Here is a 24,053-nt window from a genome sequence, read left to right on the forward strand (position 1 = left end):
TTGGAGCAGCCGACCACCTATCGACTGAGCCGGTTCATGGCGGACCTCGCATCCAAGTCTGACCACCAGCACTCTGAACCATCGATCGTGAGGCAGGTCGAGGTGAGTCGACAGACGCGATGTGGGAGCGGATGGAACCACTTTGCCGCAGATGGACGGGCCTGGCCGTCCACACCGTTGACCACCTGCCGGTGGTCAACGGTGTGCTGTGGCGGCTGCGGACCGGCACTCCTGGCACGACTTGCCAGAGTGGTTCTGCTCACGAAAATCGACAGCAGATGTTCAGCAACTTCGGCTCTGGCACAACTTCTGTGGTGCCGAGTCGAAACTCGGCGTCCGAGGCCGGAGCGCGCCGGGAAACGGCAGGTCAACGGCTTGACCTGAGGGAGACACAAGCCCGGGTGGTGTGGCTCCACAGAAGTTGTGCCAGAGCCGGTTCTCGTGAACAGAGCCATTGTGAGTAGATCGCAGAGCAGGACAACGCCGGCGAGGTCGTCTGCGGAGAATCCGTACGACTCACCCGGGACCACGATTGACCGCATCTGGGCCGGCATCGATGCCGGCAAGGGCCACCACCTCTGCTTCGTCATCGAGGGAGGCGGCACCAAGCTGTCATCGAGGCGGGTAGCCGACGACGAGCCCGACCTCCTGCAGCTGATCACCGATGTTCTCCCCCTGGGCGACGAGGTGGTCTGGGCCATCGACCTCGCCGACGACAGGGCCGCTCTCGTCAACGCGCTCCTGCTCGACCACGACCAGCAGGTGCTCTGCATCCCTGGCCGGACCGTGAACCGGGCCATGGCCGACTACCGCGGCGAGGACAAGACCGATGCCCGCGACGCACACGTCATCGCCGACCAAGCCCACATGCCCGTGATCTGCAGCCGATCAGGCCCGGCGAGAAAGCCACCATCGAGCTCCGTCTGCTCACCGGCCGCCGTGCCGACCCGGTCTGCGACCGCACTCGAGCCGTCAACCGCCTACGTAACCTCCTGACCGGCATTTTCCCCGCTTTCGAGCGCGCCCTCGACCTGGGCAACCACGGCCCCTCGGTTCTCCTTGCCGGCTACCAGACACCGTCAGCCATCCGCCGGCTCGGCGCCAGCCGGCTCGAACAGTGGCTCCGGAAACGTGTTGTGGGCACTTCTCCGGGATCAGCGGCACTACGAACTCACGCCACCGGTGGCAACCGCCCCATAGGGCTTTCGCCGATCGCAAACCTGATCGACGAGAGCCGACTTTTCAAGGAGGATCCCATCGTATGGACCGATGACGCCGAGGAGCCTCTGTGATCACGCAAGGAGTGCAGGTCACAGGCCGGTGTGATGCCTGCGGAGGCGTGACGACCTGCGATGTCGGCCAGTTCTTCGACCACGGCATGCTCAGCTGGGGCACCGAAGGACAATGCGTGGACTGCCCGAATGCGTGGTGCGAGCAAGACAGTGGCCCCGTTGCGCCCGAGAACATTCGACAAGCTCTGCTACAGGCACACGGGCCCGCTCGACTTCGCCTGTCCGGAGACGTGCCGAGCCTAGTTCCCGTGCTGCAGGCCCTCCGGGATGCACGGGAACTATCCCCCGGCGAAGCACGAGCACTGACCGGGAAACTCGCCGAGAACGGTCTCACCGGCACGCTCGTCGAGATGGAGATCCTGGCGATTCGCCTTCGGAGACGGTCCGTCGAGGCGATCGTCGCACCAGCCGAGTGATCTCGTCCGGACGGCACCTGCCGCGGCCTGACAGCGGCATGGAGAAGCCTGTCCCGGTCCTCGCTCATGCTGCCGCCTTCTTGCGTGCGCGGTGCCTGGGGCGGGCCTGGAACAGGCCCCGCTCGGCGCTCAGCCACGTTGATGGGGCTCCTTGAAAATCGCCCCTGCGCGGGGTGCCCCCGGACCTGCTAGACGGAGATCCCCATGCCGCCCGCAGCCAGCCGTTTCCAGGGTCTGTGCGTTGCCGACTCGGCCACGCACAGCCTGTTGAGGGCGGCTTGCGCCAGAGCCCGCTACGCGTGGGAGCTCGTGCCTGGGAGACAGCCCTTCGTTGCGGTGTGCGCGCTTCTGGCGGTACAGCGGTACATCCGGACGCAACGGTCAGCGGGAGGAATTCGACAGGGCTCAGATACGGGACCAGTCCTGGCCGGCTGTCACCTCTCGTACGATCTGACGCCACCGGTCCTCTCCGCCGGGCAGGGGCCAGGCCCAGGTCGGTTGTTCCGCGGTGTTCAGGTCGTGGAGGAGGCGGACGAGCTGTGGACCGGCGGTGGCAGCGCCGTCTGGGACCGTGGGGCCGTGGACGGCGCGGAGTTCGGCGAAGCGCGCCAGTTCGTCCTCGTAGAAGCCCACGGCCTGATCGATGCGTGCGGCCAGGTCACCACGCGGCACCGTGCGGTGCAACTGCAGCAGCGGCGGCTCGACGGATTCGGCGATCGCCGCGGCGAGCCGCGCGTGACCGTCCAGGATCAGATGGCAGTCCAGGCCGCTTACCCACCACAACAAGACGGGAGGAAGCGTCCCTTCACGAGCCTGCTTGCGGTACGCCTTGACCCGGCTGTCGTCGGAATCGGGCATCGGCCGCAGCGGAAGGACCTCCCACGAGTGAGAATGGAAGAACCAGTCGATGTATCCGTCCGGATGGCCGTCGACGAGCATCGAGCCCCAGTACTCGGCGTGCGAAGTGCCGGCGTGACGCCGGCGCCGGAGCGGACTCTCGCACGAGAGCAGCCACCTGCCCTCGTGCAACGGGCTGTCCGGAGAGTCGATGAGGTACTGCGCAAAGCGATGAGCCCACCGTTCCGGGCTGCCCGCCAGGGCTCGCCCCACATCGGCACGCAACGGCGGGACGAAGGAGCGGTACTCGTCGGTGCGCCAGAAGTCCGCGCCCTGGAGTTGCTCGTCGACAACAGCGAGCAGCACGGGCCGCGACAGCTGGGAGACCAGCAGTCGCGGCCCGGCACTGAAGACGCACAGCCCCGGCTGGTGGCGGTCCTGCACGTCCAGGGACAGGCCCACCCACGTGCCGTCGTCCCTGGTGACATCGCTGCGCTGCATGCCGAGAGCGTAGATGCTGCTGTTGGACTCCGGACCGAATCAGGGGACGAGCGGCCCTGGCCGATTGCAGAGATCCTCATCAACGTGCGCCCCTCGTCAGGAGCTCGTAGCCTTGGTTCACGGCGGAGGCCATACCCGACAGCGGGCAGGACAACAGCCATAAAGGGGGTGACGTCTCCGGGCGAGCCCCTTCTGGCGGCTCGGCCCCCGCGGCTGAGAGCGACGCCGGAGCCGACCAGCTCCCCGCATGGACCAAAGCCCTCGGTTGGTGCGGTGTCGCTGGGCTGATCTATCTGCTGATCTGTGCCGTGAGCATCATCAGTCGCGGCTTCGCGGGGCTGGGCAGCGACGCGGCGCACACCATGTTCGCCTTCGCCGCGCACCCATGGGTCGGGCTGAGCGTCGGCATTCTCGGTACGGTCCTGATCCAGTCGTCGACCACGACGACGGCCATCGCCGTCACCGCCGTAGGGTCAGGCGCATTGCCCATCCAGGGCGCGATCCCCATCATTCTGGGCGCGAACGTCGGCACCACCGTGACGACGAGCCTGGTCGCACTGACCTTCATCGGCGACCGCACGGAGTTCCGCAGGGCGCTGGGCGCCTCGACCGTCCATGACTTCTACAACTGGCTCGCGCTGCTGATCTTCTTCCTCATCGAACTGATCTGGCATCCGCTGAAGCACATCAGCGGGACGTTGACCAATGCGCTGTACGGCACGGACTGGCTGCCGAACCCGGCCCACTTGAACTTCATCCGGGCCGCCACCAGACCGTGGAACACGCAGTGATCCACGCGACCTCACACGTCAGCAGCACGCTCGGTCCGCTGTTCACCATCGTGATCGGCGCAGCTCTGATCCTGGTCGCCGTCCGCTACCTGGGAAAGCTCCTCAAACTGCTCATGGTCGGCAGGGCCCGCGACATTCTGATCAAGGCCGTCGGCCGCAACGCCTACCTCGCCATGGCGTCAGGCATGGGAGTAACCGTCGTCACCCAGTCCTAGACGATCACCACGTCCGTGCTGGTGCCCTTCGCCGGAACAGGCATCCTGACACCAGCACAGGTGTATCCCGCCGTCGTCGGCTCCAACCTCGGCACGACGTTCACGGTGGTCTTCGCGGCGTTCGCAGGCGTCGGACAGGACGCGAAGATCGGCCTGCAGGCAGCCTTCGTGCATCTGATCTACAACCTCTTCGCGATCGTCGTGATCTACGTGATTCCGCTCCTGCGCCCCGTACCGCTGTTCTGCGCCGGGAATCTCGCCCGCATCGCCTCCGAGCGCCGGTGGGTCCTCGCCGTCTACCTCGGCACCGTCTGCGTCGCGCTGCCCGCCCTGGTCATCGTGCTGGTGGGCGTGTTCTGAGCACGGCGTTCGACGGCGGAGTCGCGGATCGAGCCGCGGCCGCCGGACCGGACGCCGAAACGCGGTGGCCGATGGCGTGATCACTACGAGGTGATCGACGCGATCGCTTTCACGTTCCAGACCGGGTCGCAGTGGGTCCACCTGCCGGAGAAGTACGGCACTGGCGGGGTGCCCCGAACCGGCTGAGCACGTGTGCCGTCGAAGGGACCCGAGCAGCGGGGTTCATCGCGGTGCTGGCCCAGGCCGACATCGAAGAGGAACGGTACGTGGCGGTCTCGGTGACCACCACGAGCGTCCGCGCCCACCAGCACGCGGCCGGCGCCTGCAAAGAGGGGCCCGACCGGAGCACCGGGCGACCACACCATCGAGTGGTCCCACTGCGGACAGGACATGAAGATTCACCTTGCCGCCGACGGCCGGTGCCTGGTCCGCTCATGAACCAGACGAAGCTGCCCAGCCCCGCCGCCTCCGAACACCGTCCCACCTTCCACCCCCCGGCCGTGAAACCTGTTCGACCGGGACGAGCCCTGAAGGCGATCATGGACGAGTGACGTCGACCGAAGCAGCAGCAATCGCGCTACAGGACCATGCCGCCCTCTGGAGTGCGGGGGAAATCAGTGCGAGTGATGTCGTCAATGCCGCCTGTGATGCACTCGTCGCGGGACTCGATACCCCTGGCCTTCGAATCCTCGCCGCCCGCACTCGCGCCGAGGCGGACTACGACGTCCACGACTTGCTTCCCCCGGCACTCGCCGAACTCGGCCTCACCTTCCATCCGGTCGCCAGCAGGGCCGGCCACGAAGCCGCCGCGCGAGCGCTCGCACGACGCATGCTCGCCGGCGAGCTGAAACCTTGGGAGCTCACTTTCCGTGTTCATCGGCGCTACGGACATGAGCTGCCCCTGACGGAACGGCTTGCCGAGCTCGATGACGAGTACGCCATCCTCGAATACGGCGACAGAACCGCGGACCAGGTCGATGCCGAGGTGACGGCCGAAGCCCGCCGTCTCGCAGCCCACCCCCTCGCTCCCACCGAACCCGCGGACATTCCCAGCTGATGCACACGGACCGACCCCCGAGGGACGCGCCGGGCGCCGGCAAGCTCGTGTGGATGAAGGACGACCGTACGTACTGCTCTGCGATCGTCCGCGAGAGGCTGGCCGGGGTCGAATGCGGGTCCCTGCGGGAGAGCCGGCCGCGCAAGGGTGTCCTGAAGGTGACAACGGGCGAGCCGTACCAGGAGAAGCCTGGCAAGCGGCCCGGCCTGTTCGTCTTCCTTGTCGTCGTCGAGGTGAGCACGGCCCGTACGACTACAAGGGAGTGGCGCCAGAGGAGGCGGGCCGGGTTCACGACGCCATCGTGGCCTTAGACCGTGTCCTATGTGGTGAGGCGGAGGAGTCGTTTGTAGCAGCAGATGGCTGCGGCGAGGCCGAGGAAGGCCGGGTAGTTGCGGGGGTGTCGTTCGTAGCGGTGGTTGAGCCGGCGGTAGCCGGTCAGTCAGGACATGGTCCGCTCGATCACCCACCTACGGCGGCCGAGCCGTTCTGAGGACTCGATGCTCTTGCGGGCGATGCGGACGCCGATGCGTTTGCCGCGGAGCCATTTCCGCAGCTCAGGTATGTCGTAGGCCTTGTCGGCGTGGAGGCGCTGGGGTTTGAGGTGACGGCCGCGGTGGGGGTCGTGTTTCGTTTGGTGACCGAGCACCATGGGCTTCAGGGCCTGGCTGTCGTGGGTGTTGGCGGCCGAGACGCCGACGAGGAGGGGCAGTCCGTTCGCGTCCGACAGGACGTGCATCTTGGAGCCTGCCTTGCCGCGGTCCACGGGGCTCGGACCGGTGAGTTCGCCCCCTTTTTCGCCCGGACGTGGGCGGAGTCGAGGACGGCGCGTGAGAGGTCGAGCAGGCCGGCGTCGTCGAGGCGGTGCAGGATCTCCTCGTGCAGCCGGTCCCACACTCCGGCCCTGGACCAGATCAGGAGCCGGCGATGGGCCGTGGACTTCGATATGCCGAAGCAGGGTGGCAGGGCCCGCCAGGCGCAGCCGGAGACCAGCGCGTAGATGATCGCGGCGAACAGTGTCTCATCAGGCGTGTCCTGCGTTCCGCCGCCCTGCGGCCGCACCTTCGACGGCGGGATCAGCGGCCGCGCGATCTCCCACAACCCGTCCGGAACAATCCAACTCCATGTACCCCGCCCCATGACGAACCCAACGCCCGCCTCACCACATAGGACACGGTCTTATCTGGACGTGGCCTTCTTCCACCCTTTCCGGACGGCAGCGCCCGCCTCGCCATGCTCACCCTCGCCTACGTCCTGGAGCTGGAAGGAGTTCGATTGGACCAGGTCGGCCCCTTGCAGACCACGCGCTACGCGGACGATGACGCCGGGGCGGAAGACCTGGCCGCCCTGCTCTTCGTCCTCATCCGCTCTGCCCATCAACGGGCCACCAGATTCGTCACTGAGCCGTTTTCATCCTGTCTCTGTGGGGTGAAAGGGCAGGTCAACAGGGTGCGCAACGAGACGAGGCTCCTGGTCGTTTCGATGGTGTTCTCTACGCACCACGCATCGTCCGAGGAGCCTCGCCCGGTCCCGTACCGTGCTGCGGTCGACGTCCCGCATGAGCTGGTCGAGCACGTTTCCCGGCTCATCTACCCACCACGGCGTGAACGCCGTTCGCGGTGGCGGAAGCCGAGCTGCTTCCAGCAGGCCCTGCTCGCGCTGGTACACCTGCGCAAGAACGAGACGCTGCCCGCCCTGGCGGCCGGCTTCGGCATCTCGACAGCCACTGCCTGGCGCTATGCCGACGAGATCCTCGACGTCCCCGCGGCCTGGGCGCCTGGCCTGCATGAGGCCCTGACCGGCCCGGGCGAGGGCGACCACGTGATCGCCGGTGCCACCCTCCGCACCCCGTACTACCACCAGTGCGGACAGCCCGAGCACTACCAGCAGTTCAACCGCGACCACGCCCGGCTGAGGGCTCCAGGAGAACGGGCCTTCGCGCAGCTGAAGTCCTGGCGACTGCTCCGACGGGCCAGGTGTTCCACTCGCCGCATCGGCACCATCGTTCAGGCTGTCCACACGCTACTGACCTGCAGCTGTTCAGGATGAAAACGGCTCACTGGGTAGAGGGGGTGACATCGGCCGGACGCCATGACATGGTCAACTGCCATTTAGTTTGCTGAATTTGGGGGCGTTGTGGGAGCTGGACCCATTGTTGTCGTCCTGGCGGTGGTGTGGCTACTCGTGGCGCTGATCCCGCTGCGCTCACCGTCCGCACGCAAGGGTCTCGGGGCATTTGTCCTCAGCGTGTCGGTCCTGGCCGTCATCGGTGCCGGCGTCCTGGCTGACCAGGACGAGAAGAGCCCGGACTACACCGGAACCTCGCCCGCGGTCCTCGCCATGTTTGCTGTCGGCCTGATGGTCGCTCCCGCCGCCATCACCGCGATCGTGCGCTTGGCCCGGGCCAGCGGCACCAACTGAACCGGTTTCATCCCGCCTCTGAGGGACTATAAGGCCTGGTCAGCTGGGGTGGTGACGTGGCAGAGCCCTCGGTCGTTGGCGGTGTTAATTCCACTCGACACTGCCGACAGCCCGGGGGCTCTGTTGGTTCCGTATCCTTCCATGCTCGACGTCCCATATGAGCTGGTCGAGCATGTCTCCTGGCTCATCTACGCCCGAAGGCGTGAACTGAACTCGCCGTGGAGACGACTCGGCTGCTTCAAGCAGGCTCTCCTCGCGCTGGTCCACCTTCGCAAGAACGAGACGTTCGCCCAGCTCGCGGCCGGGTTCGGCGTCTCGACAGCAACGGCCTGGCGGTACGTCGACGAGACGCTGGACGTCCTGGCCGGCTGGGCGCCGGGCCTCCACGAAGCCCTCACCGGCCTCGGTGAAGGCGACCACGTCATCGTCGACGGCACCCTGATCCCCATCGACCGCATCGGTGCGGACGAGCCGTACTACTCGATGAAGCACCGCAAGCATGGGATGAACGTGCAGGTCATCGCCCGGCCCGACGGCACACCGCTGTGGTTCTCCCGCGCGACACCGGGCCGCACCCACGACCTGACCGCGGCCCGCGCCCACGGCATCGTCCAGGCCTGCCTCACCCGGCAGATCCTCGTCCTCGCCGACCGCGCCTACCAGGGCGCCGGCGCCACCGTCCGCACCCCGTACTACCACCACCGCGAACAGCCCAAGCACTACCAGCAGTTCAACCGCGATCACGCCCGCCTCAGAGCGCCCGGCGAACGCGCCTTCGCCCTGCTGAAGTCCTGGCGACTACTCCGCCGGGCCAGATGCTCCACCCGCCGCATCAGCACCATCGTCCAGGCCGTCCACACCCTGCTGAACTGCAGCTATTCAGGATGAAAGAGGCTCACTGAGGGATCAGCCCTTCCTCATCACTGTCTTCCGTGATGTCGGCGAGAAGGAGGAACGCCCTTCATGGGAAGGAGCAAGTGCTGCAGGGCCTGTCAGAGTCAGGTGGCACTCTGAGCTCGTGCTGATCGATGGATACGAGAACGATCCCCTCGTCGCAGCGGAGGAGCTGCTGGCTCTGCGGGGGTTCTGGGCTGCATACCTGCTGTGGATGTGCCAGACCGAGGAGAACGACCCGGATCCACTGTGGTTCGGTGCTGACGAGGCCGACACCGACGCGGCGTACGAGGCGCTCACCGACGAGGAACGCTGGCCGGTCTTCCGCATCCCGTTCGCCGACAACCACAGTGTGGTCATCGTGGGTCGCAACTTCACCGATGACCTGGGGACCGAGTATTTCGTCTCCCACCCTGAGTGGGATCGGCACGGCTACCTGGCCACCATCGACGGCCACCAAGCCGGCCCCGGACTGTCCTGGCAGGAGCTGACACACATCGCCGGCACACCCGACCCCGAGGCCCCCGGGATCCACGCGCCACACTCCCGCCTGCTGCTCCTGCTTCCGGCTCTCGGCGACAGGAACCTGCCCACCGGCGCGGCCACGCTGATCGGCGACGCGCTCGTCCAGGCGGGCATCGACCAAGACATGGCGCCTGTACTGGCAGATGCCCTGCTACGGGACCACCCCCTGTGGGAGCCGGCTGAGTGGGCCCTGCCCTCCCCCTCGCCGCTTTCCGGTACCCAGCAGCACTTTCCCGGCATCCTGTACTGCGACGAGACCGGCAGCCCACGGTGCGGAATCCGCCTCGCCCGAGGAATCACCCGCGAGCAGAGCGACCGGCTGGCCCGAGCACTCGGCACCTGGCCCACGCCATGACCGCAGCGCACTGAGGCCGTCCCTCGCATGCGGCGAGTGGGACGGGGGTCGTTAGCATCCGGGGATGGGACGACATCAGCCGCCGAGGCCACTTGCTGCGGGCGATGTCGTCGCGGTGCATTCCGATGCGCTCGGTGCCTGGGCCGCTTCGCAGGTCACCGGTGTCGACGCCGCGGCAGAGTGCGCTGCCGTCCTCGAGTTGGACTGGTCCGGGCCGGAGCCTGCGGCGGTGGCCGACCTGGGCGACGTGCGGCCGCTCCGGCTCACGCACCACAGCTGGGGTGGCACGCTCTCGTACTGGAACCACGGGTGGGTCCTGCCGAGAAGCTTCACGGTGATCGGTTCCCTGCTTCCGCTGGTGGCAGAACCCTCCGGTGCCTATGCGTCGGTATGGGGCCGGGGTGAACAACTGGCCCGGCAGCGGCACTGGGACAACGGCGACCGCGGGGACTGGAATGCTCCGCATTCGCTGACGTGCACGGCCGAGGAACTTGCCGCCGAACACGCGCGAGGTGCCGTGCGTTCGGACGTCAAGCACCTCACCGTGCGCCGGATCACCCGGTTCGACTGCGCCCGCCTCGCCGCCGTCTTCCCGAACCTGACCCGTTTGTCGCTTTCGGGGAACCTGGCACGCTCACTTCGGCGGCAGCCCTGAACCGGTTGCCGCGGCTGCAGGGGCTCACGATCCGGGAGCTGTTCGGGATGGACACAGCGGACTGTCTGCTGCCGCGCCATGTCCCGGAGATGGAGGAGGTGTCGCTGTACGGCATTCCTGCCGGCTACGCGGCCGCGATGCGCAAGACCTGGCGTCCCCAGGTGCGGCACGGAGTACAGCTCGATGTCCATGGTGCACGCAAGCCGGAATGGGTCGCTGTCAACGCTGCCAACCCGCTCCGCGACTGGGACGGCCGCGAGCACATACCGCGGGCCGGACACCGCAAGGCCGTCGCCCAGTACGAGGCCACCCGGGATGCCTTCCTCGCCGAGGTCACCGGCGGCGAGCACTATGGCGACATCGCGGAGATCGGACGCGCCTTCGCAGCTGCCTTCAACGCGCTGGACAGCCGCTCGTCCTTCATCGAGACCGTGGAGCGCGAGGAGCTGTTCGACGCGCTGGACTTCTTGGTGGAAGAAGCGCAGACAGCTGCCGGACGCGATCTGTCCGCCGCTCGCGCGGCGCTGATCGAAGGCGTGGAATCCAGCCGAGACTGGTGACCTCCATACGTCCACTGGGGCTTTGGTGCTGCCGCGGTAGATGCCGGATGTACCGATGACCCCATCCGGTCGGCCCGGTGGTCCGGGACCCGGATTCGCACCTCGCACCCGCGGGGATCCCAAGCGCGTGTGCATGTTCCTGGAGCACATGTGCTGCACGCCGGACCTGCGGGACGACGCGGTTACCGAGGTCCTCGCCGTCGTCCGACCCCCTGGACGTGGCACACCCCAAGCTCCGGCAGATCGTCCATGCCGACTTCACCGACTACACCGCGATCCAGCACCAGTTCACCAGCCTGGATGCCTGCTTCTACTGCCTCGGCGTCTCCGCCGTCGGCCGCAGCGAAGCCGAGTGCACCCGCGTCACCCATGACTACGCGCTGGCTTCCGCAGGCGCCCTGATCGCCGCGAGCCCGAACCTGACCCTTGTGTACGTCTCCGGCGAGGGCACCGACCCCGCCGGCAAGAGCCGGCAGGTGTGGGCCCGCGTCAAGGGCCGCACGGAGAACGACCTCCGGGCACTGCCCCTGAACGCAGCCGGTCGACGGCGCCGTCTCCCGGACCCCGCTCTACCGCGTGCTCTACGGTGCCACCGCAGTCATCCACCCGCTGCTGAGGCGCCTCTTCCCCCCGGTACGTCACCACCACGGACGCCGTCGGCCGCGCCATGCTCGCCGCGGTCCGGCCGGACAGCAACGCTCCTGTCCTGTTCCGTTGGGCTTGTCTGTGGATCTTGTGCTGAGCTGCGGGGTTACCAGGTTCGATGAGAACGTTCGGCCCGGGATTCTCAGTGCATCTGGTTTCTGCGGGATCCACGGCGGGTTCGTGATCACCAGGGGACGACGCCGTCGTCCTCGAAGAACGAACCGGTCGGGCCGCCGCCGGGCAGCGTGGCGAGCCGGATCGCTGTGGTCGCGCCCTGTTCAGGAGTGCGGGGCCCTTGGAAGCCTGTGAAGTCGGTCGCGACCAGGCCCGGGCAGGCGGCGTTGATCAGGATGTTCGTACCGGCGAACTGCCGGGCGTACTGCACGGTGAGGGCGTTGAGGAACGACTTCGACGGCGCGTAGGCCGCCATGATCGGGCCGATCTCGATGTCCGGGTCCGATTGCCGGGCCAGGGAACCGACGCTACTGGAGACGTTGACGATGCGTGGCGAGGCCGAGCGCCGCAGCAGCGGCAGCATCGCGTTGGTGACCCGGACGACACCCATGACGTTGGTATCCACGACCGTGCGGAGCACCTCCAGGTCGAGCGCGGTCGGGTCCTGCACCCATCCCGGGCCCATCTCGCCAGAGATGCCGGCATTGTTGACCAGGGCGTCCAGGCGCCCGGCCAGCCGCTCGATCAGTTCCGCGGCAGCGGTGACGCTCTGGTCGTCGGTCACGTCCAGCGGTACCCCGAACGCGTCCACGCCGACGGCGCGCAGCTTCCCGACGGCGGTTTCGCGTCGGGCCCCGTCGCGGGCTCCCACGCCCACGCGGTACCCGAGGCTGCCCAGCCCGGCCGCGATCTCGTACCCGATGCCCTTGTTCGCGCCGGTCACCAGCGCGATCATCGTTTCGCTCATGCTGACGATGTTGGCTCGCGGACGAGGGGCGCGGCCAACACCGGTACGGTGCCCTGTGATACCTGCCAGGTATCACCGCGTATGCTGCGGCCGTGGACACCCTGGAGACCCGCGAGTTGAGGTACTTCGTGGCCGTCGCCGAGGAACAGCACTTCGGACGCGCCGCCGAGCGCCTCGGCATGGCACAGCCGCCGCTGTCGCGGGCGATCCAGCAGCTCGAACGGCGCCTCGGGGTCTGCCTGCTGCAGCGCAACCGCCGTGGTGTCCGCCTGACCGATGCCGGAGAGGTGCTGCTGCACGAGGGCCGGGCGGCCCTCGACGCGACCGCTGCCGCTGCGCGCCGCACCCGGCGAGCCGGCGGTGCCGACAGCCCCGGCGGCCCCCGCGGTCGGCTGGTCCTTGCGGTGAAGGCCGCCGCGTCGCACGAACTGCTGCGGAAGCTTCTCGACGCCTACGCGGCCGAGCCCGACAGCGCCGAGATCGAGGTGTTGCTGTGCGGTGTGTGCGAGCAGGAAGAGTTGCTGCGCGACGGACGTGCTGATGTCGCGCTCATGCACACGCCGTGGAACTCCCTCGCGGGGTTCGACAGCGAGGCACTGACGACCGAGGGGCAGGTCGCCGTCCTGCCTGCCGGGCACCCGCTCGCCGCCCGCGAGACCTTGTCCCTGGCTGATGTCAGGGATGTCCCCGATCTGCCGCTCGCCCGCTGGCCCACCCACGGCACCTACGCACCCGGCCCGGGCCCCGAGATCCACAACCAGACGCAACTGGCCCAGCTGATCGCCCTCGGACGCACCGTGGCGGTCGCCCCCGACTCCGCCCGCTCCTGGCTGTGGGCCGAGCACACGGCCGTCCCCTTGACCGACGCACCTCCCGTCGTGACCCACATCGCCTGGCCCGCGCACAGCCGCTCCCTCGCCCTGGCCGGCCTGGTCCGCACGGCCGCACGGCTATGACCAGGTCCTGCCCTCATCGGCCACCACCCGGGACGGCTCAGACGCCACCAGGGCCTGTGGGGCCGAAGAAGTGGACCTGCCGGACCAGATCATCTGGGACGGCGAGCGAATCAGACCGGGTTGTCCTGTCTCCATGCAGATGACGCCGGAGAGCCGCGTGAGCTGGTGGCCTGGCATGTTGTTTGAGAGCCGGGCCGGCCGCGTTCTCGAACAACACGGCGATGGCGGAAGTGCGCGGGGGTGCCGGGGAAGCAACCCGGCTGTCTTGCTCTTCCCCGAGACTGCCGCTGGTGAGGCGGCGGCGTGCGGCTTCGAGGCGTTCGGGGCGGTCGGTGGCGAAGATCCCGGGAAGCGTCTTGTCCAGGGTTCCTGCGAGCCTGTGGATCGGAGCCCAGGCAGCTGGATCGTCGACCAGTCGGCTGAGATCGGCCATCTGAACCCGCTCCAGCCAGTCGGAGAGCGTCAGGCATGGGCAAGGGCGGGGCTCAGCGCACCAGTTCCGCCGCCAGCAGGTCCATCAGCAGGCCGTCGTGCCAGGTGCCGTCCGCGCCCCGTTCGTACTGGCGCATCACGCCGACGGTCCGGAACCCGGCCTTCTCGTAGCAGCGGATTGCGGCCGCGTTGTCGGCCGCCGGATCGATGACCAGCCGGTGGTAGCCGCGGTCGTCGACGAGGTGCCGGGCGAGCGTGCGGACGGCGTCGGTGCCCAGGCCCCGGCCGTGTATCGACGGATCGAGGAAGAGGTCGATGCCGGCGTGCCGGTACCCCGGGTCTTCTTCGGAGTACCACTGGATCATGCCGACGATCCGGCCGCGGTATCGGATCGTCAGGCAGCGGGTGGAGGGGTCTTCCAGGTCGGAGATGATCTCCCCGGCCAGATCGTCCTCGCCGAGCCATCGTGCCCGGACCTCGGGCGTGGCCCGGATGGCGGCGAGAGCGGGGACGTCCGCGAGGGCGGAAGGACGTAGGACGACATCAGCACCGTACAAGTCGCTCATGATGCCCAGCTTGCCCCAGGACACGGCTGTCGTGCAGCTGTCCAGGGCTCCTGGACCATCTTGAGGCGCTCTGGTTCCGGTTCCGGCCTCGTCCCGGATTCTCATGCCGTGGTCGACGGGTCGGCTCGCCCCTTTGGCGGTCGACACGGGGGTGCCGAGGGGGCACGGGCCTGTGTGCTGAAGAGGCAGATAGGCCCAGGCCCATGGCATGGCGGCGCCCACCGTCGGCGCCTGTGGAGTGGGGGGCTCCGGTCCGGCAAAGATAGTGGACAGGTGTCCATGTATCATGGACACCTGTCCACTATCTTAAGGAGTGTGCCTCTTGAACGTGACGGCGAATGTGCTGGTCGCGCTGGTGGCCGTGCTGCACGCGTACATCCTGGTTCTCGAGATGTTCCTGTGGGAGAAGAAGCCGGGCCGCGGTCTCTCCGGCTTCGATGCGGACATGGCCCGCGCCACAGCCCCGCTTGCCGCGAACCAAGGCCTCTACAACGGGTTCCTGGCCGCCGGGCTGGTCTGGGGTCTGATCGCAGGGGATCCGACGGGGTTCCGGGTCCAGGTCTTCTTCCTCTCCTGCGTGCTCATCGCCGGGCTGTACGGCGGCTTCACCGCCAATCGGCGCATCTTCATCGCCCAGGCGCTGCCCGGGGCACTGGCATTGGCCGCCGTCCTGCTCGCCCGGTGACCGCGATGCAGGCAGATCCCCGTACGGCACGCACCCGTGCCAAGCTGCGCCAGGCACTGCTGGAAGAGTGCGCCCTCCGCCCCCTGGGAGAGATCAGCGTCGCAGCGCTGGTGCGGCGGGCGGGAGTCGGCCGCGCGACGTTCTACCTCCACTACGCCGACCTGGAGGCGCTCGCCGTCGATGCCTGCGCCGACGTCGTCCGCGAAGCCGTGGAGGCCCTCCACGCGTGGCGTGGTTCGCCCGATCCCGCGAGCCCGCCGCCGTCCCTGCCCGCCTTCTTCGAGAGTCTCGCCCCGCATGCGGGCCTCTACCGGGAGCTGCTGCGCCCGGGCGGGAGCGGCCCCCTCGGTCACGTGCTGCACCAGGACCTGCGCGCCCGCAGCCGCACAGAGCGCACCCTGGCAGGCGCGCCGGAGCCCGACCTGGTCGCCTCGGCCGTGGCGGCAGCCTTCGCCGGGGTTCTCGCCGACTGGCTGCACGGCCTCATCGAGGCCACGCCCACCGAGATCGCACAGTGGGTCTGGCGCCTGCTCGTCAACCTGCACCGCACCCCCCTGTCCTGACGAAGGCCCCCTGCTCCCCGTCTCCGCGGTACGGCCCTCAGCTGTGCGGTCATCGTGCAACGTCCCTTCCCGGCTCCTCGGAGCCGCGGGATCGGTCCCCCGAGCCGCCCGTTCTGTGCGGGTGGCGTGCCTGCTGTTCGTGCTTTCAGGTCTCGTGCTGTCGCCGCTCGTCACGGCGAACGCGTGTCCGTTTTTCACGGCGCTGGCGTCGTTGGCCGCAGTTGGGTTTCGGGCTCTGGGACGGGGTGGATCTGCTGTCTCGGTCTCCAAGGAACCAGCAGCAGGTGGCCGGGCATCGGGACGGCGACTGGTCGAGAGCGACCAGGTTCGGCCCCCAGACCACACACCATGCTTGGCGCGGGCCTCGATCGTGCCGGCCTCGCTGCGGACCTGAGATGGATCACGCTTCGACTCTGAGGCCCCAAGACATGCCGGACCCCCTAGAAGTCCGTTGTTCCGGCTTCCTCCGTCGGCGTCTCAGGGGTGCGAGTGGGTTTGTCAGAGGCGTCGGCTAGCTTGCGGGCCATGGGGAATTCAGGTGGGTCTTTGACGACCCGGTCCACGTCCACGGGGAAGCTGGGCCGGCTGATGCGGGCAGCGGGCTTCACGGGTATCGACGAGTCGAAGGTGTTGGCAGAAGGCTGGCAGGTCACGGACTTCGCCGAGGCGGGACGCCGCAGCCTTGCGAACCTCGTGCAGAGCGTGGGGGCACCGGCCGTGATGGTGTCCTTCCTGGACAGCGATGTGGGGTTCGTCGAGGCCCTCACGCCGGACGGCGGCAGCTGGGAGGGTCTGCTGAACCGGGAGACGGCGAAGAGCTACGAGATACCTCTGGAACACTTTCCCGTCGGGTCCGCCGTGGCAGGCGCAATCGCTTGGTCGGCCGTTGCCGGACTGACGCCCGACGAGGAAGCCGTCCGGCAGGCGCTGACCGGGTCGGCCCTCTTCGCGGAAGAGCTTTCCTCGGCCCTCCTGGTCGCGCTGGGGCTGCCCGACGCAGCCTAGCCCTCGCAAGCCCAGGACCTGGGGGATGAACGCGATCGCCCACGAGGCGATGCACCTCGAGGCTGCGCCACGACGCTGACGGGCCGTCTGCTTCCCGCGCCCGCAGGGATGGCCCCTGGTTGTCCGCGCCGGCGCCGTTCAGGGTGAACTGCTCCTCACACGCGAGAGGACCTGGCCGATTTCACTGCTCTGACAGGGGTTCTGCGAAGGGCCAGGCCGTCTGAGCGGAGGTGGTCGGGATCCAGCGACCCACATCGACAGTCGCTACCCGGCAGCCACAACCGGGCCGGCTGTGACCTGAGGAGCGTTCGGGAGCAGCGGCGCGAGGTTCTCCCTGACGAAGTCCGCCGCCCGCCTGATCGACTCCTCGGCCCCGGTTCGGTCTTCGAAGACGCTGGTGGAGACCATCACGCCGTCCCCGGCGTCCACCCAGTAGTAAGCCACGAAACCGGGGACTCGGCGAAGAAGAGGCACGAACCCCTCGTCCACTCGACGTCCTGCCTCGGCAGAGTCGGTCACTCCGTCGTAGCGCCGGATTACTGCGTACATAGCTGATCCCCTCATGGATCCCAAGGTCACCTTGCGCGAAACGACATACCCCCACCGAGCGTGACTCGCTCGGGGGAGGCCCGGACACGACCTGGATAGACGCACCGGTGATCCGGACCGGGGACCTGCATTCGGATCACGGTCTGGGTGAATGCGGGTGTGTCGCCGGCCCGGCCGGGTGTGATGAGGTACGCGGGCGGACGGCGACGGCTGTCCGAGGTGAGGTGGCTCCTGGTGTTCGAGCCACCGCGTGAGCGCCCGAGGACTGGTCATCTGGTTCGACGGCCGGAGCTCCTTCGACGGGCCTTGGCGGCGGCGTGCCGATGGGCGTGGACGACGGTCGACCCGGCCGTGACGACCCGGCCGAGTTCGCAGTCGGCGCCGGCCTGGGCGGGCAAGGCGGTGAGGTCCTTCACCCGGGTGCCGTCGGCGGTCCGCTTCCGCTGCCTGCGGTCGGCGCCCTTCGCTGATCCGAAGTGCGCCGGCAGGGCCATCCACGGCGTTCCGGTGCCGTACTCGGACGCGATCGCGTCCGTCACCTGCTGGTGATCACGCCACCGTCCATCCTGCCGAGGCGTCCGGTCCGGCAACAGCAGCCCGTCGAGGGCGCCCTCTGGGCATCACTCGACGACACACGTCAAGAGACGATCAACCGATTCGAAGGAAGCGGTCCGTCGTCGGCAGGCTCGTCGATCGGCCAGGCGATCTCCAGTCGGTTGTCCGGGTGGTCCGGTGTCCCTGTCCACCGGCGGTAGACCATCCGTGCCGGGCCCGCGAAGGTGAAGCCGTGCTCGGTGATCCAACCGGCGACGGCGTCGTACGCGCCGAGGATCTGCGGGAACGCGGCGGCCGCGCCCTCGACCTGCGTGCAGGCGAGGGTGCTCTCGGGCAGCTCGCGCACGCTCATGCCCTCGGGCAGGTCCGTGGGCTGCGCGCCGTCCTCCCAGAACGGCAGGCACGCCTCGACGAGCGTCTCGTTCTCGTCGTCGCACACTCCGTGGAAGCGGACGAAAGCGGGCCCGGTGAAGGTGAGCGGGCCGCGGCCGGCGACCTCGTACATCTCCTGGTACGCGTTGCGGAGGAAGGCGTCGAGCCCGGAGTTGTCCAGGGTCGCCCCGCGGACGAGGATCCGTTCGGCGGCGCCCTGGCGGACGGTGACGCGGTGGGTCATCTCTGCTCCTTCGGTCAGTCGGCTCAACAGGCTGTGGACCACGGAGCGCTGCACCTCCAACCGCCGCTCGGCCGCCCGCAGATGCGCCTGCAGGGCGGCGGCGAGCTCCTCCTCGCCGCCGCCGAGCAGCCGGCGCACCTCCTCGACCGGGATGTCCAGCTGCCGCAGTGCCCTGATCGACTGCGCCGTACGCACCTGGTCACGCCGGAAGTACCGGTAGCCGCTCACCGGATCGACGAACGCCGGCACCAGCACGCCACTGGCGTCGTAGTGTCGAAGAGCGGTGACCGAGAGGCCGCTGGCCTGCGAGAACTGCCCGATCGGCAGCAGGTTTCTCCTGTCCACGGCTCTGACTGTGCCGTCTCGCGTTACCCGAGAGTCAAGTCCGTCCTCGGATGAGGCCTTCACCGCCATCGCCTGGAGAGAAGCCTCAGGACTGGTCGCCGATGTCGCGGGCGTGTTCCTTGAGGAACGCGCCCGCGTGGGCCGCCGCTTCTTCCGCGGTCGCGTGAAGCGTCCCACCGGCGGCCGTGCCGGATGCCCCATCAGCGCCCACGCCTGTCCAGCACCAACCACCGGAAGACGACTGCACCAGCTCGGCGGTCCCTCCGAAGAGCGCAAGCGTGCTCTTGCCCGCGGTCACGGATGCCGGGCGGCTGACGGCGTCCGGCCACTTCTTACGGGCACCCTGCCGGGTGATGCCCCAGACAGCCCCCAACTGCTCGTAACTCGCGCCGTAGGAGCCGGCGGTTGCTGCCGCTCGCGCCGTCAGCCGTCTGACCTCGACATCCACCGCCTTCCAGGCGGCCAGGACGGACAGCGCCACTTCGACGGGATCCGCTTCCCACATACGGTCCGCGGGCAACCCGGTCTCCCGGGAGCGGATGGCCAAGGCCAGGGGATTCAAGGCGTCGTACAGGGCCTTGTCGAGGTCTGCCTGCTCTTCTGGGGTGATCTCAGAGACTGCCATGTGACAACTATAGTTTCCGATGCCGTTTACGTAAACCAAAGTTGCCGAACTGCTTCGGTCGTACCTCCAGCGCATCAGAGAGACGGGCTGTGAAGCGTGTTGCGGAAGGTGATGTCCGGGCAGGTCGGAGCCGGTTCTGTGGTCGGTCCGGACATGCGGCTAGGGCGAGGTTGTGTATGCGGGCGCCGGTTAGGACTGCGAGGTGGAGGCCGTTGCCGTACTCGCGGCGGTCGTGGAGGATCTTGCAGTGCTTCATGTGGGCGAAGGCGTGCTCGACGCGGCCCCTGATCTGTCGATGTTCGGTGCCGCCTGCCTCCTCGCGGGGCAGCAGGGCTCGTCCGGGGCGTTTGCGGTGCGGGGCGGCAGGGCCAGAGTCGATGTGGGTGCCCCCGGCCGGCACGGTCACGCCTTCGCAGCACTGGGCCAGGCCGGAGTTCCGCCAGGCCCATACGCGGGAATCGGCCGTGCTGCGGTGATCACCGACCTGGTGTCGGCATCGATGATGATGGCGCGAGGACGTTCGGACTCGCGGTCGCGGTCGCGGACCGGGACGAGGGCGCCGTCCACGATCCACAGCCGCTCGAGCGCAGCGTCCGGACGCGAGGCCGAGCCCGATCGCTAGCAGCGGCCGCGGCGGCTGAATGCCCCGGCAGACCGTCGCCGGCGAGCAGCGGAACAGCGGCGCGAGCTGCCGCATCGTGAGGTTCGTCCGCGTGTCCAGCGCGTGGCGAGTGAGCGCTGTCTCGAACCGGTGGCGCCAGTCGACCCGGAGGTGATCGAGGACGACGCGTTTCACCGGCTGATGGATCCGGCACGATCATGGTGATCGGGTCAAGTCTCACCGACCTGTGTGGCGTCGACCCGCTCGGCCGCTTCTACGGAGGGAGCTCCATGTCCTGGATGAGTATCACCCGTTTCTCCAACCCGCCCGGCCCCACGCTCCGGTGCCGGTCCCTGTGAACACCGCTGCCGACCTGCCCGGGGCGGAGGAGGTTCCCGGGCCCGCCGGCCCCCCGGTCGAGTTCCTCGACGCCCGCGGGCTGGTCTTCGGCGAGCAGCCGACGCCCGTCCTGTCCTCCTGGGAGAGACGTGAAGTGGACCGGCTGTGGGAGGAGACGACGGCCCTCAACCCCGCCACGTTCGACGGACCGCTGGTGGCTGCTCTCGGCCTCGACCAGCCCGGAGACGGCAGCCTGGTCGTCCGCTGGGCGCCCATGACGTACCGCCACCGAGCCCTGCGCCGGCTACGGCCGCCTGAGCAGGTCCCCGGGTCTGTGTTCGTCACCGCTCTCCTGCCCACCGAGGACGGTCTCGTGGTCGGACGGGGGTCTCCGGTCACAGCGGCGCCCGGCCGGTGGAGCCTGCCGGGCGGTGCGGTCGAACCTCCCCTGGCCGGCAAGCCCCTGAACATGGCAGAACTGCGCAGACACACCGCCCGCGAGCTGGTCGAGGAGACCGGTGTACGCGTGACTGTCGAGGAGCTGCAGCCATGGGCCCTCACCCGGGGCAACCGGTTCGGCAGCCTCGGCTTCCACTTCCTCTGCCCACCCCGGTCCGGGGCGCAGGTACGCCGCCTGCACGCGGATCTGTCCGTCGTGCAAGCCGGGTCCGGTTCGGGGCCGGAGCTCGACGAGATCGCCTTCGTACCGTCACGGGCCGCAGCGGGTCGCCTCGGTCTGACGGCGGACTACCTGCCCCAGGTGCTCGACCGGTACTTCACCGCCTGATCTGGGTGGCACCGCGCACCCGGACTGCCCGCCCGCCGGCGCCGTCACACGCGACTGATTGCCGCTGCGACGTCGGCCGGGCGGGGAAGCGCGGTGGGGGTACTCACGGTCGTCAGGCACGTTGGATGCCGTTGGTGTTCCGAAGCAGCCCTCTCACGCCGCCCTGCGTCTGCACGACCAGCGCGTCGCCGTCGTCCCCCACGGCGAGATACCAGATGCCCGGATCAAGGATGGTCGGTGGTATCAGCCTGCCGTCCTCCCCCTGGAGTGCCCGGGGCGCGGGCACGCCGAACCAGAAAGGCTCGAAGGGGAGGGGGGCTGGTGCGTCGGAAGCACGTTCGGGCATGGGTGGGGCTGGCTGAGCCTGGAGGTACGGAGGCATGGACTTGCCTAGGAGGCCTTCGCTCTCCCCGACAAGATGGGAGTTCATCCTGGAAGCTGCTTCCTTCACCATCTCCAGGAGGACGCCAGACTCCTGTGCCGGCACGGCTCCGTCGTGCTGCTGGAGGAGTACTCCGCGAATCCGTGTGCTGGCCTCGGTGAGCCCTGCCCGTGCCGCCCAGGAGCGGGAACCTCTGTCAGTGGTGTAGATCGACTCATTGGCAGCGAGTCGGTAGAGCGCATCCGTGACATGCCCGAGGAGTTCTCGTATCGCCGCGTCGTACGTGCCCAGTTCTACCGCGCGTCGGGCGGCCAGGTCCTGGACCACCAGCTCCATGTAGAGCTCCCAGGACCTGGTGGCGGCACGCGCGGACGCTGCGGTTTCAAGACCGAGGGCTTTCGACTGCGCGGCCCTGTCCGCGGCTGTCTTTTGCTCATTGGCCCTTCGAGCGGAACGCTGCACGAAGCCGGCTCCGAGCGCTGCGATCGATGCCCCGCCTAAGATCCCTAAGAGTCCGATCAACGCCTCAGTAGTCACCGGCGAATCATGCAGCCCCCATCTCAGCGCCAACAAGGGCACAACACCGCCACATGTCTACGCACGGCAGCGATGCATGCGGATGTCGGCAGCGACGCGGGATGCCCATGAGCCTTCACCAAGCCGAGCGACCGACGTTCTTCACCGACCGGAACAGCAGTTCATCCGGCTGGACCGTACGCCGTCCTTGACGCATGACCATCGCCCCCCCAACGGCTTTGCCTCCGGTCGAGTTCTCGGCCTTCCGGTGTCGTGTCGCGGAACACGGATGCTTGCCGTCACGGTCTCGAAGGCTGGTGCATCAAGCCTGGCCGGCGGTGTCGGCGTACCGGCTGAAGCGCAGAGGCGAGTACGAGTGAACGTGCAGAGCTGTCTGCAGAGGATGCCGCCGAGAACGAGAAGCGGAGGACCACGTGGGTGGGAAACGCGCTTTCTCGATGCCTGGTCGTGAGGAATCATCACGGGCATGACGGAAGCAAGACTGGACCAGTTGACGCGATTGTGGGACGAGTTCAGGACCTTGCGCTTCCCTCCGGGCTTCTACCAGCGAGAACCCGAGGGTGAATGCATGGTGATGATGGACATGGTGCTCGCCGACTGTGTCTCCTCAGCCATGAACGGCCCCTTGGACGAACGGTACCGAGACATGCTGCAGGCGCGCACCGCGGCCCTTGGAGAGATCCTTTGATCGGGAGGGCCTCGCAGCGGTGGAGGAGCCGGTCGAGGATGTGCGGTCGCAGGTGGGTACGCAGCTTGCGGCCCAGGCGGCCGAGGAAGTCGGCGGCCTGGGCTGAGCGCGCTGCGCTCCTGGTGACGCCGAGGGTGATGCGCCGTGCCCCACCTCCGTACATCTCGACGTAGGTGGGGCACGGCGCGGGGCATCAGGACACGACGCGCAGGTGGGTCGGCCAGCCGAACTCGGGGCGGTCGAAGAGCCGGAACATCTTCTTGATGTCCTCCGGGTGCAGCTTCACGCAGCCGTTGGACTTGTAGTCGCGGGTGCCGTCCCAGCGGCGGGATTCGGTGCTGCCCTGGCTGCCGTCACGGTTCATCTCGGAGTGGATGAACATCTCCGTACGCTTCAGGGTGCCCTGGGAGCACTTCATGTCCTCGAGGTAGACGGCGTAGCCCTTGATGAGATTGCCGTTGTACGTGGTGGACTTGAGCTTGATCTTCCAGTTGCCGTTCGGCAGCCAGCCCCTGGCGCGGGCGCAGTCGTCCTGGATGCCGACGCCCGAACCAGCCCGGTAGACGGCCCACGGCGTGTTGCTGTCGCCCTTGTAGACCAGGAGCCGGGAGTCGGTGGGGTCCTTCGGGTTCTTGTCGAAGACCAGCCTGGTCGCTCCGGCCGGCGGCGTCTGGGCGGGCCCCTGTGCGGCGGCGGCCGGAGCCAGGGCCAGCGCGGTCGCCAGGGCTCCGGCGATCACAGTGCCGCGCAGGTGAGGTCCGTTGCTGCTCATGTTGTTCCCTTGTGCTTTCCGCACGGCTGGGTGGGGGTGCCCCGGCCGCGCTTGTGTGGCGTGTGGGTGCTCGTGACACGTGGGTGGGGCGGGCCGGGCGGCCCGCCCGGGGTGCGCGGTCAGGCGATGGCCAGACGTGCGTCCACGTTCTTCGCCTTGAAGGTGTGGGAGAAGTTCTTGCGGACCCCCGAACCGCATGCCTCGGGCCGCGCGGGAGGGTTGTCGCCGGCGTGGATGCGGATCAGGGCGCACTTGGCGTCGGCGCGGGTGTCCTGCACCCAGCCGGCGATCGTCATTCGGCCGCCCGAGCAGCGGATGCTCCAGCTGGCCGAGGCCCCGTCGATGACCGGGGACGCGGAGGTCCCGCAGCCGGCCGCGCTCGCCGGGCCGGCGGTGCCGAGGGCCAGTCCGCCCGAGAGGACGGTGGCCGTGAGGACGGAGGTGATGGTCTTGCGGACAGCGGACATGGAGGACCCCTTCGGGCGGAGTGCTGACAGGAGGCGGACCGGAACGAGAGCACCCGGACGTTCGCCCACCGAGGGGGCGGGCTGCCCCGGGGGTGCCGGCCGCAGAACCAGCATCACCGGGGCGGCCGGATACGGGAAGA

General features: G+C 68.3%; 29 protein-coding genes and 3 pseudogenes. 20 read left to right on the forward strand and 12 right to left on the reverse strand.

Annotation, left to right across the window (positions count from 1 at the left end; translation table 11 throughout):
- Nucleotides 1–119 precede the first annotated feature (119 nt).
- The 3 genes and pseudogenes from ACFYX3_RS11560 to ACFYX3_RS11570 all read left to right on the forward strand — a co-directional run.
- Nucleotides 120–250 (forward strand): annotated as a pseudogene (locus ACFYX3_RS11560) (transposase); the annotation flags it as partial.
- 281 nt (nt 251–531) lie between these two features.
- Nucleotides 532–1,139: pseudogene (locus ACFYX3_RS11565) on the forward strand (IS110 family transposase); the annotation flags it as partial.
- Nucleotides 1,140–1,288: 149 nt separating this feature from the next.
- On the forward strand, nt 1,289–1,708 hold the full coding sequence (locus ACFYX3_RS11570; protein WP_389011227.1) for a hypothetical protein: 420 nt from the start codon (nt 1,289–1,291) through the stop codon (nt 1,706–1,708).
- Between the two features lie 405 nt (nt 1,709–2,113).
- On the opposite strand, the gene ACFYX3_RS11575 is transcribed toward ACFYX3_RS11570, so the two are convergent.
- Nucleotides 2,114–3,046: a hypothetical protein gene (locus tag ACFYX3_RS11575; RefSeq protein WP_389011230.1), complete on the reverse strand. Its 933-nt coding sequence runs from the start codon at nt 3,044–3,046 to the stop codon at nt 2,114–2,116.
- Between the two features lie 308 nt (nt 3,047–3,354).
- Here ACFYX3_RS11575 and ACFYX3_RS11580 point away from each other — a divergent pair, with 308 nt between their 5' ends.
- From ACFYX3_RS11580 to ACFYX3_RS11600, 5 genes are all read left to right on the forward strand, one after another.
- Complete coding sequence (locus tag ACFYX3_RS11580) at nt 3,355–3,837, forward strand: Na/Pi symporter (RefSeq protein ID WP_389011233.1); 483 nt, start codon at nt 3,355–3,357, stop codon at nt 3,835–3,837.
- Nucleotides 3,834–4,052, forward strand: a complete 219-nt coding sequence (locus tag ACFYX3_RS11585) for a hypothetical protein (protein ID WP_389011236.1) — start codon at nt 3,834–3,836, stop codon at nt 4,050–4,052. Before ACFYX3_RS11580 ends, ACFYX3_RS11585 begins: the two co-directional genes overlap by 4 nt.
- 15 nt (nt 4,053–4,067) lie before the next feature.
- On the forward strand, nt 4,068–4,412 hold the full coding sequence (locus tag ACFYX3_RS11590; RefSeq protein WP_389011239.1) for a hypothetical protein: 345 nt from the start codon (nt 4,068–4,070) through the stop codon (nt 4,410–4,412).
- Nucleotides 4,413–4,439: 27 nt separating this feature from the next.
- The gene (locus ACFYX3_RS11595) at nt 4,440–4,598 is read left to right on the forward strand and encodes a transposase (RefSeq protein WP_389011548.1); all 159 of its coding nucleotides are present in this window, start codon (nt 4,440–4,442) and stop codon (nt 4,596–4,598) included.
- 361 nt (nt 4,599–4,959) lie between these two features.
- Nucleotides 4,960–5,469 (forward strand): hypothetical protein, encoded by a 510-nt coding sequence (locus ACFYX3_RS11600; RefSeq protein ID WP_389011242.1) that lies wholly within the window; start codon nt 4,960–4,962, stop codon nt 5,467–5,469.
- Nucleotides 5,470–5,788: 319 nt separating this feature from the next.
- Here the strand turns inward: ACFYX3_RS11600 and ACFYX3_RS11605 are convergent.
- Nucleotides 5,789–6,606: pseudogene (locus ACFYX3_RS11605) on the reverse strand (IS5 family transposase).
- Between the two features lie 342 nt (nt 6,607–6,948).
- On the opposite strand from ACFYX3_RS11605, the gene ACFYX3_RS11610 reads away from it, so the two are divergent.
- The 6 genes from ACFYX3_RS11610 (at nt 6,949) to ACFYX3_RS11635 (ending at nt 10,876) form a co-directional block, all read left to right on the forward strand.
- On the forward strand, nt 6,949–7,515 hold the full coding sequence (locus tag ACFYX3_RS11610; RefSeq protein WP_389011551.1) for a transposase family protein: 567 nt from the start codon (nt 6,949–6,951) through the stop codon (nt 7,513–7,515).
- Nucleotides 7,516–7,650: 135 nt separating this feature from the next.
- Nucleotides 7,651–7,887 carry a hypothetical protein gene (locus tag ACFYX3_RS11615; protein WP_389011244.1) on the forward strand — a complete coding sequence of 79 codons (237 nt, stop codon included), beginning with the start codon at nt 7,651–7,653 and terminating at the stop codon, nt 7,885–7,887.
- 81 nt (nt 7,888–7,968) lie between these two features.
- On the forward strand, nt 7,969–8,775 hold the full coding sequence (locus ACFYX3_RS11620) for an IS5 family transposase (RefSeq protein ID WP_389011247.1): 807 nt from the start codon (nt 7,969–7,971) through the stop codon (nt 8,773–8,775).
- Between the two features lie 130 nt (nt 8,776–8,905).
- On the forward strand, nt 8,906–9,661 hold the full coding sequence (locus tag ACFYX3_RS11625; RefSeq protein ID WP_389011250.1) for a hypothetical protein: 756 nt from the start codon (nt 8,906–8,908) through the stop codon (nt 9,659–9,661).
- A 64-nt stretch (nt 9,662–9,725) separates the two neighbouring features.
- Nucleotides 9,726–10,316 (forward strand): hypothetical protein, encoded by a 591-nt coding sequence (locus ACFYX3_RS11630; RefSeq protein WP_389011252.1) that lies wholly within the window; start codon nt 9,726–9,728, stop codon nt 10,314–10,316.
- A gap of 47 nt (nt 10,317–10,363) precedes the next feature.
- Nucleotides 10,364–10,876, forward strand: a complete 513-nt coding sequence (locus tag ACFYX3_RS11635; protein ID WP_389011255.1) for a hypothetical protein — start codon at nt 10,364–10,366, stop codon at nt 10,874–10,876.
- An 829-nt stretch (nt 10,877–11,705) separates the two neighbouring features.
- Here ACFYX3_RS11635 and ACFYX3_RS11640 read toward each other — a convergent pair.
- Nucleotides 11,706–12,443 (reverse strand): SDR family oxidoreductase, encoded by a 738-nt coding sequence (locus ACFYX3_RS11640; RefSeq protein ID WP_389011258.1) that lies wholly within the window; start codon nt 12,441–12,443, stop codon nt 11,706–11,708.
- 92 nt (nt 12,444–12,535) lie between these two features.
- On the opposite strand from ACFYX3_RS11640, the gene ACFYX3_RS11645 reads away from it, so the two are divergent.
- Nucleotides 12,536–13,399, forward strand: a complete 864-nt coding sequence (locus ACFYX3_RS11645; protein WP_382662750.1) for a LysR family transcriptional regulator — start codon at nt 12,536–12,538, stop codon at nt 13,397–13,399.
- Between the two features lie 37 nt (nt 13,400–13,436).
- On the opposite strand, the gene ACFYX3_RS11650 is transcribed toward ACFYX3_RS11645, so the two are convergent.
- The gene (locus tag ACFYX3_RS11650; protein ID WP_389011261.1) at nt 13,437–13,832 is read right to left on the reverse strand and encodes a hypothetical protein; all 396 of its coding nucleotides are present in this window, start codon (nt 13,830–13,832) and stop codon (nt 13,437–13,439) included.
- Nucleotides 13,833–13,884: 52 nt separating this feature from the next.
- Entirely contained in the window at nt 13,885–14,397 is a 513-nt protein-coding gene (locus tag ACFYX3_RS11655; RefSeq protein ID WP_389011264.1) for a GNAT family N-acetyltransferase, read from the reverse strand.
- A gap of 322 nt (nt 14,398–14,719) precedes the next feature.
- Between ACFYX3_RS11655 and ACFYX3_RS11660 the strand changes: the two genes are divergently transcribed.
- The 3 genes from ACFYX3_RS11660 to ACFYX3_RS11670 all read left to right on the forward strand — a co-directional run bounded on the left by ACFYX3_RS11660 (nt 14,720) and on the right by ACFYX3_RS11670 (nt 16,650).
- A complete protein-coding gene (locus tag ACFYX3_RS11660; RefSeq protein ID WP_376583747.1) occupies nt 14,720–15,082 on the forward strand; it encodes a DUF1304 domain-containing protein in 363 nt (120 codons plus the stop codon).
- A 5-nt stretch (nt 15,083–15,087) separates the two neighbouring features.
- The gene (locus tag ACFYX3_RS11665) at nt 15,088–15,645 is read left to right on the forward strand and encodes a TetR/AcrR family transcriptional regulator (protein WP_389011553.1); all 558 of its coding nucleotides are present in this window, start codon (nt 15,088–15,090) and stop codon (nt 15,643–15,645) included.
- A gap of 546 nt (nt 15,646–16,191) precedes the next feature.
- Complete coding sequence (locus ACFYX3_RS11670; protein WP_389011268.1) at nt 16,192–16,650, forward strand: hypothetical protein; 459 nt, start codon at nt 16,192–16,194, stop codon at nt 16,648–16,650.
- Between the two features lie 264 nt (nt 16,651–16,914).
- On the opposite strand, the gene ACFYX3_RS11675 is transcribed toward ACFYX3_RS11670, so the two are convergent.
- From ACFYX3_RS11675 to ACFYX3_RS11690, 4 genes are all read right to left on the reverse strand, one after another.
- A complete protein-coding gene (locus ACFYX3_RS11675) occupies nt 16,915–17,199 on the reverse strand; it encodes a hypothetical protein (RefSeq protein WP_376583741.1) in 285 nt (94 codons plus the stop codon).
- A gap of 269 nt (nt 17,200–17,468) precedes the next feature.
- Entirely contained in the window at nt 17,469–17,738 is a 270-nt protein-coding gene (locus ACFYX3_RS11680) for a hypothetical protein (RefSeq protein ID WP_389011271.1), read from the reverse strand.
- Between the two features lie 98 nt (nt 17,739–17,836).
- Nucleotides 17,837–18,715, reverse strand: coding sequence for a MerR family transcriptional regulator (locus tag ACFYX3_RS11685; protein ID WP_389011274.1), 879 nt, complete (start codon nt 18,713–18,715; stop codon nt 17,837–17,839).
- Between the two features lie 85 nt (nt 18,716–18,800).
- A complete protein-coding gene (locus ACFYX3_RS11690; RefSeq protein ID WP_389011277.1) occupies nt 18,801–19,340 on the reverse strand; it encodes a hypothetical protein in 540 nt (179 codons plus the stop codon).
- Between the two features lie 956 nt (nt 19,341–20,296).
- Here ACFYX3_RS11690 and ACFYX3_RS11695 point away from each other — a divergent pair.
- Complete coding sequence (locus ACFYX3_RS11695) at nt 20,297–21,067, forward strand: NUDIX hydrolase (RefSeq protein ID WP_389011280.1); 771 nt, start codon at nt 20,297–20,299, stop codon at nt 21,065–21,067.
- A gap of 112 nt (nt 21,068–21,179) precedes the next feature.
- On the opposite strand, the gene ACFYX3_RS11700 is transcribed toward ACFYX3_RS11695, so the two are convergent.
- Nucleotides 21,180–21,986: a hypothetical protein gene (locus ACFYX3_RS11700; RefSeq protein WP_389011283.1), complete on the reverse strand. Its 807-nt coding sequence runs from the start codon at nt 21,984–21,986 to the stop codon at nt 21,180–21,182.
- A 466-nt stretch (nt 21,987–22,452) separates the two neighbouring features.
- Here ACFYX3_RS11700 and ACFYX3_RS11705 point away from each other — a divergent pair, with 466 nt between their 5' ends.
- Nucleotides 22,453–22,674, forward strand: a complete 222-nt coding sequence (locus ACFYX3_RS11705; RefSeq protein WP_389011285.1) for a hypothetical protein — start codon at nt 22,453–22,455, stop codon at nt 22,672–22,674.
- Between the two features lie 193 nt (nt 22,675–22,867).
- Here ACFYX3_RS11705 and ACFYX3_RS11710 read toward each other — a convergent pair whose 3' ends face one another.
- Nucleotides 22,868–23,446 carry a L,D-transpeptidase family protein gene (locus tag ACFYX3_RS11710; protein ID WP_389011288.1) on the reverse strand — a complete coding sequence of 193 codons (579 nt, stop codon included), beginning with the start codon at nt 23,444–23,446 and terminating at the stop codon, nt 22,868–22,870.
- A 119-nt stretch (nt 23,447–23,565) separates the two neighbouring features.
- Nucleotides 23,566–23,913 (reverse strand): hypothetical protein, encoded by a 348-nt coding sequence (locus tag ACFYX3_RS11715; protein ID WP_389011291.1) that lies wholly within the window; start codon nt 23,911–23,913, stop codon nt 23,566–23,568.
- Nucleotides 23,914–24,053: the final 140 nt, after the last annotated feature.

It is taken from the genome of Streptomyces sp. NPDC002463 (assembly GCF_042889835.1).
Lineage (GTDB): Bacteria > Actinomycetota > Actinomycetes > Streptomycetales > Streptomycetaceae > Streptomyces > Streptomyces nymphaeiformis.